At 70.9% G+C, this 4,321-nt stretch carries 5 protein-coding genes; 3 read left to right on the top strand and 2 right to left on the bottom strand.

What is annotated here, in order from left to right; all coding sequences use genetic code 11:
• The first annotated feature begins 86 nt into the window (after positions 1-86).
• The gene (locus N4P33_RS33210) at positions 87-947 is read left to right on the top strand and encodes an ABC transporter permease subunit (protein WP_260830648.1); all 861 of its coding nucleotides are present in this window, start codon (positions 87-89) and stop codon (positions 945-947) included.
• Positions 948-965: 18 nt separating this feature from the next.
• Here N4P33_RS33210 and N4P33_RS33205 read toward each other — a convergent pair whose 3' ends face one another.
• Complete coding sequence (locus tag N4P33_RS33205; protein ID WP_260830647.1) at positions 966-1,298, bottom strand: ATP/GTP-binding protein; 333 nt, start codon at positions 1,296-1,298, stop codon at positions 966-968.
• A 243-nt stretch (positions 1,299-1,541) separates the two neighbouring features.
• Here N4P33_RS33205 and N4P33_RS33200 point away from each other — a divergent pair, with 243 nt between their 5' ends.
• A complete protein-coding gene (locus tag N4P33_RS33200; RefSeq protein ID WP_260830646.1) occupies positions 1,542-2,570 on the top strand; it encodes an LLM class flavin-dependent oxidoreductase in 1,029 nt (342 codons plus the stop codon).
• Positions 2,571-2,673: 103 nt separating this feature from the next.
• On the opposite strand, the gene N4P33_RS33195 is transcribed toward N4P33_RS33200, so the two are convergent.
• The gene (locus N4P33_RS33195; protein ID WP_260830645.1) at positions 2,674-3,066 is read right to left on the bottom strand and encodes an SCO5389 family protein; all 393 of its coding nucleotides are present in this window, start codon (positions 3,064-3,066) and stop codon (positions 2,674-2,676) included.
• 345 nt (positions 3,067-3,411) lie between these two features.
• Here N4P33_RS33195 and nucS point away from each other — a divergent pair, with 345 nt between their 5' ends.
• On the top strand, positions 3,412-4,083 hold the full coding sequence (gene nucS / locus N4P33_RS33190) for an endonuclease NucS (RefSeq protein WP_260830644.1): 672 nt from the start codon (positions 3,412-3,414) through the stop codon (positions 4,081-4,083).
• The last annotated feature ends 238 nt before the right edge of the window (positions 4,084-4,321 follow it).

Raw genomic sequence — 4,321 nt, 5'->3', positions numbered from 1 at the left:
GCCCCGGCCGCTCCCGCCGCCGCGCCCACCGCGCCAGCTGCGCCCGCCGCCGCCCCCTCCGACCTGACCAAGCCCGAGGACGCCCGATGAGCACGCCCCAGCCCCCGATGCCGCACACCGCCGCACCCGACTGGCAGGCCTCCTACTCCGGCTACACCTCGCCGATCCCGGTGGTGCGCACCCACCTCGGCAACGCCATCGCCTCCGAGTGGACCAAGATCCGCTCGGTGCGCTCGACGATGTGGACGCTCGGCGTGTTCGTGCTGCTCGTCCTCGGCATCGGTCTGCTGACCGGTCTCGTGGTCGCCGGCCAGGACGCCGACCTGGGCGGCGAGAGCCCGCTCGGCCTCGGCTTCTTCGGGCTGCTGCTCGGCAGCATGTGCGTCATCACGCTGGGCGTGCTGACCACCGCCTCCGAGTACGGCACCGGCATGATCCGTACGACGATGGTCGCCTGCCCCTCGCGGGCCCGGGTGCTCGCGGCGAAGGCGATCGTCTTCTTCCTCGTGGCCTTCGTGGTGACCCTGGTGTCCGCCTCGCTCATCGGCTTCCTGCATGTGGCGATGCTGGAGGGCAACAACGCCAAGGATCCCTCCGGCGGCGAGTGGCTCAAGGGCACGGTCGGCGTCTCGCTCTACCTCGCCCTGCTCGGCACGCTGTCGCTGGCGGTCGGCTCGATCATCCGGCACTCGGCGGGCGCGATCACCATCATGATCGGCGCGCTGCTCGCCCCGCTGGTGATCGCCCTGTTCATGTTCTCGGAGTCCCTGAAGGACGTGCAGCAGGCGCTGTTCGAGTACTCCATCCCGAACCAGATGAGCGTGTTCTACGCCAACTCCCTGAGCGAGTCCGGCCCGTCGGGCTGGGACCCGCTGTGGATCATGCTGGGCATCACGGCCGCCGCCCTGGCCGGCGCCTTCGCCCTGCTGGAGAAGCGGGACGTGTGACCGCGTAGCAAGGGGCGTTCAGAACCTCGGCGCGTTACGGGACCGCTGCACCCGCGTGGTGCGGCGGTCCTTCGCGTTCCAGCAGGCCTTGTGCCAGTGCCGGCGCTCGTCGACGCCCGAGAACTCGGGCCAGGCCACCACGTGCGGCACGCCGTCCGGGATCAACTGGTCGCAGCCCGGGCAGCGGTACGCCTTGCCCTGTGCGCTGGCGCCCGCCACATGCCGTACGCTCCACTCCTCGCCCTGCCAGCTCTCCGTGGACTGCCAGCCGCCGTAGCGGCCGGAACGGTCGTCCTCGGCGCTGCGGGCGGACGAACCGGCTCCCTTGGGTCGGTTGCGACGCGGGGACACAGGACACCTCACGGGGCTATACAGGATGCACGGGCCGTATCCAGCCTACGTGCCACGAGCAGGGGTACGCGTACGGCGCCAATCGTCACAAGTCCCCACCCTGGCGGACGCGGCGCCCGCTCCCGAGCGGCTGATTCTGCAGACAATCCGCAAATTCCCCCGCCCGGCCGTGTCCTCGGCACGTGTCAGACGGTTATGCCGTGTGGGGGAGCTCCGCGTCGGAGCCAAGGAAGCAGGAAAGCAATGCGCGTTGGAAGTTTCGTGTTGGCCGCCCAGTTCCCCGGGCAGGGCGAGGGGGAGGCGCTGCACCGCGCGGTCCGCTCGGCCGAGGTGGCCGAGGAGGCAGGGCTCGACACGGTCTGGCTGGCCGAGCACCACTTCGTGCCGTACGGCACGTGCCCGTCGGCGGTCACCCTGGCCGCCTTACTGCTGGGCCGCACCCGCCGTCTGCGGGTCGGTACGGCGGTCAGTGTGCTGCCCACCGCCCACCCCGTGGCCCTCGGCGAGCAGGCCGCGCTGCTGCACATCACCAGCGGCGGCCGGTTCTCGCTCGGCGTGGGGCGCGGCGGGCCGTGGGTCGACCTGGAGGTGTTCGGCTCGGGCCTGGAAGCGTACGAGAAGGGGTTCCCGGAATCACTCGATCTGCTGGTGCGCTGGCTGCGCGAGGCGTCCGTCGGAGCCGACGGCGAGCGCTTCCGGTTCCGTGAAGTCCCCGTCGTGCCCCGCCCGTCGGAGGCGCTGACGGAGGCGGAGGGCCCCGAGGTCGTCGTCGCCTGCACCTCGCCGTCGAGCGTGCGGCTCGCCGCCGAGCGCGGGCTGCCGATGCTGCTCGGGATGCATGTGGGCGACGAGGAGAAGGCCGAGATGGTCGCCCTGTGGCGGCAGCACGCGCGCGCGAGCGGGCGGACGGCCGAGGAGATCCACCGCGCGGCCCATGTCTCGGCCGGTGTCTGCCAGATCGCCGACCGGCGCACGGACGCGGCGGAGACGCTGCTGAAGGCGATGCCGGGCTGGCTGCGCCAGGGCCTCGCGGCGCATGTCACGGTCGACGGCCGGCAGCGGCAGATGCGCGATCCGCTGGCGTACACCGAACTGCTCTGCGGGCTGCACCCGGTGGGCACGCCCCGCCTGTGCGCGGACCGGCTGGCGGCGACCAGTGAGCGGACCGGCATCTCCCGTTTCGCGCTGCTCGTCGAGGGCTCCGGCGATCTCGCGGCGACCGAGGAGAACGTGCGTCGGCTCGGCGCCGAGGTGCTTCCCCAACTCGCCTGAACCGAGCCGGGGTTCGTGGACCGGGTCGTGCCATGGAGGCTTGCCGCCCCTTGTACTGACTGCACCTCCCGCGTACGGAGCGGCAAGCAGACGATGGGGCGCGTCAGCAGTCGCGCAGTTCCGGCGACTGGTTCAGCAGCTGACTGCGGACCGAGGTGAAACGGGCCAGCGTCTCGTCGACCGAGGAGTCAAGCGGGAACACGGCCACCCGGTGGCAGTTCTGGAAGGCCAGCCGTACACCGAAGTGCCGTTGCAGCGCGCCGCGTATCGCGTCACTCGCGAGCGCACGCAGCAGCTGACCGCGTGCCTGCTCGTCCGGCGGGGGCGTCTGGTTGTCGGCGAAGGCTCCGCCGTCCACCTTCAGCTGGGCCACCAGGGAGCTGATCATCTCCCACGCGTAGGGCAGGGAGGTCCGGACGCAGTCGACGAATTCAGCTTCGTCGACCTCGCCTCGCTCGGCCTGTTCGAGTAGGGCCGGTGAGACGTCGAGCGACATGGGTTCTCCTCTCGCACCCCCGACGAGCAGGGGTTGCCTGACAGATACGGGAGCCCGCGCAATCGGACACGCTGCGTACACACCTCGCGACCTCCCGTTCAATACGGTAAGCAACGGACGGTGACCGCACCAGGACATTGGCCGTATGGGGAACTTCCTGTGGGCAGGTAATCGGCCATCGCGGAACACGCGTTTTCCAGGAGATTCAGGACGTGTCGCAGGGCCTGGAGGGGCCCGTGGGAGGCCGCCTCCGGGCCGCGGGCGCGGTCGATCGGGACGGCTTACCGCGGGCGGATCCGAGGGCGAATCGCGCCGGGGCGGGGCGGTCGAGTAGCGTTGCCGACCATGCGTCTCGTCATTGCCCGCTGCTCCGTGGACTACGCCGGGCGGCTCACCGCGCACCTGCCGTCGGCACCCCGTCTGATCCTGGTCAAGGCGGACGGCAGCGTCTCGATCCACGCCGACGACCGGGCCTACAAGCCCCTGAACTGGATGTCGCCGCCCTGCACGCTGAAGGAGGGCACGGGCGACGAAGAGGGCGTCTGGACCGTCGTCAACAAGGCGGGCGAGAAACTCATCATCACCATGGAGGAGATCCTCCACGACTCCTCGCACGAACTGGGCGTGGACCCCGGCCTGATCAAGGACGGCGTGGAAGCACACCTCCAGGAGCTGCTCGCCGACCGGATCGAGACACTCGGCGAGGGCTACACCCTGATCCGCCGCGAGTACATGACCGCGATCGGCCCGGTCGACATCCTGTGCCGGGACGCCGAGGGGCAGACCGTCGCGGTGGAGATCAAGCGGCGCGGCGAGATCGACGGCGTGGAGCAACTCACGCGCTACCTCGAGCTGTTGAACCGCGATCCGCATCTCGCGCCGGTGCGCGGCATCTTCGCCGCCCAGGAGATCAAGCCGCAGGCCCGGGTGCTCGCCGCCGACCGGGGCATCGGCTGCCAGGTCCTCGACTACGACGCGCTGCGGGGCATCGAGGACGACAAGCTGCGGCTGTTCTGAACGCCGCCACGACAGACGTCGGGGCCGGGTTCCATGTCGGGAACCCGGCCCCTTTGTCATGCGGCGTCATACGGCCGGCGTCAGATGACCGTCCCGGCGCTGCCCGAGCCGCTGGGTGTGCCCGCGCTGCTGCTCTGGGGGGCGCTCGCCGAGCTGCTGGTCTCCGCCGGGGTGGACGGGGCGGGGCCGCTGGCCGTGTCGCTCGTGGACGGCGGCGGGGGCTCGCTGCTGGGCGGCG

Source organism: Streptomyces sp. 15-116A (genome assembly GCF_025290915.1).
In the GTDB taxonomy this organism is placed as follows: Bacteria; Actinomycetota; Actinomycetes; order Streptomycetales; family Streptomycetaceae; genus Streptomyces.
This window is presented reverse-complemented; position numbering and strand designations above follow the sequence as displayed.

Coding starts and splice junctions, on each gene's coding strand:
- N4P33_RS33210 (WP_260830648.1), top strand. CDS start 87: ATGAGCACGCCCCAGCCCCCGATGCCGCACACCGCCGCACCCGACTGG.
- N4P33_RS33200 (WP_260830646.1), top strand. CDS start 1,542: ATGCGCGTTGGAAGTTTCGTGTTGGCCGCCCAGTTCCCCGGGCAGGGC.
- N4P33_RS33195 (WP_260830645.1), bottom strand. CDS start 3,066: ATGTCGCTCGACGTCTCACCGGCCCTACTCGAACAGGCCGAGCGAGGC.
- nucS (WP_260830644.1), top strand. CDS start 3,412: ATGCGTCTCGTCATTGCCCGCTGCTCCGTGGACTACGCCGGGCGGCTC.